Raw genomic sequence first — 1,553 nt, 5'->3', positions numbered from 1 at the left:
CAGTCGAACTGCCATCGCTTGCGATGAGGTGCGAAGGCGCCGTCGCGGTCGAGCTGCCATCGCTGGTGCTATCGCCGGTGGCGGCATGGGAAGGCGCGGTCGCAGTCGAGCTGCTATCGCCGGTTGCGGCATGGGAAGGCGCAGTCACAGTCGAGCTGCTATCGCTGGTGGCGGCGTCGGACGCGGGCGCAGCAGCACTGCTGTCGCTGCTGGTGGTGTCTGAGGCCGCAGCGGTAGTGGTGTTGTGTTCCCGGAAAACGGCTTGCAGTTCCGAGGAGCTTTCAAGCGCGGTATCGCCGTTCTGCGTTCCCCACTTGTAGGTATAGTCGAAGGCGGGTGACGGAACCAGCTTGGCCCAATGATCCATCATGGTTTGCATCTGTTCGGTGGTGGGCATGACCTGTCTGCCGCCATCGGAAGTCTCCCAATTGCCGCCGCCAAAGGCCTGGAAGACCGGAACGATGTTGCTGATCGGGATGCCCGACTTCACCGCTGCAGCCACGGCTCGGTCGATCATGTCGTAGTCGACCGTGTCCGTTCCCGTGCGCACCGGATAGGGGTCTATTCCAAAATAGTCGATATGCGTGTTGGCCGGATTGTAGGTGTTGGTAAAATCCGGATTGGTAGGGGATCCCATATTCATCATGGTGACGAAGGTCTTGGCGCCTGGAAAATGCTCATGGATCCAGTCGGATTCCGCCTTCAGGTTCTCGGCGGTTGCATAGGTGCCCCACCTGCCCGTGGGATCGGGCTCGTCAACCAGATAGAATCCGAACACATTCGGATTGCCGAGGAAGGGGGTCATTTTCTCGATGAAGGATGAAGTTACGCCCTCGTGCTCGTTGAGGTACACCAGACCCTTCATGCCGTCCGGCAACGCGTCGACTTGCGAAGCGTACTGAACGTCAGCCAGATTGAAGCCGGCAGTTGCGATTTCGGTGGCGGATCCACCCGACGTATAATGCAGAGTTGCCATCCAATATTCCTTTTTCTGATTTCGATAGCGCCCGGCGTCTACCTACAGACGGCGTATATTAGCGCCAAATCACATACAGACACCCGTCGATAGAATCATTGACCGTTTGTAGGAATGCTGCACGGATTGTGACTTATTTTGACAGCAGCGACTTAGGACAAGATGCTTATTGTCTTCTGATGTCAGAATGATGCCAGAATTGCGACTTTATTTTGAAGGCGCTGTAGTTTTTGAAGTTCCTCGATGTTTTTATAATGGCTATACATTTATAGATTTTAATGCGTTAGACGTCAACTTTCGTACGGAAATTCAAAATGACGTTAACCTCTGACTCCGGGCCCCTCCACAGTTTCACTGCCCAACCAATTAGCTGTGGACAATTCGTAGGCATCTGCGCGCTCGTCACCTGGTATCGGTCGGCAGATCTCCGTGATCGAGATCAAATCAATTTAGGAAACCGCCCAAAAGGTGAGAGTAGGGCGGTTCCCAGCTGGAGAGCCTGAGGGCCTTGGCCGCCTGAGCACCGTCATGTGTCCGCCGCTCCGCTAAACACGGGGGCTGCGCGGCGGACACGCCG

The 1,553-nt window shown here is 55.7% G+C and carries 1 pseudogene; it reads right to left on the bottom strand.

The annotated features are described in order from the left end of the window. Window positions 1–877: pseudogene (locus NKH90_RS34480) on the bottom strand (calcium-binding protein); the annotation flags it as partial. Window positions 878–1,553: the final 676 nt, after the last annotated feature.

It is taken from the genome of Mesorhizobium sp. M0898 (assembly GCF_040319695.1).
GTDB lineage: Bacteria > Pseudomonadota > Alphaproteobacteria > Rhizobiales > Rhizobiaceae > Mesorhizobium.
The sequence above is the reverse complement of the archived record's forward strand: the minus strand, read 5'-3'. Positions and strand labels throughout refer to the sequence as shown.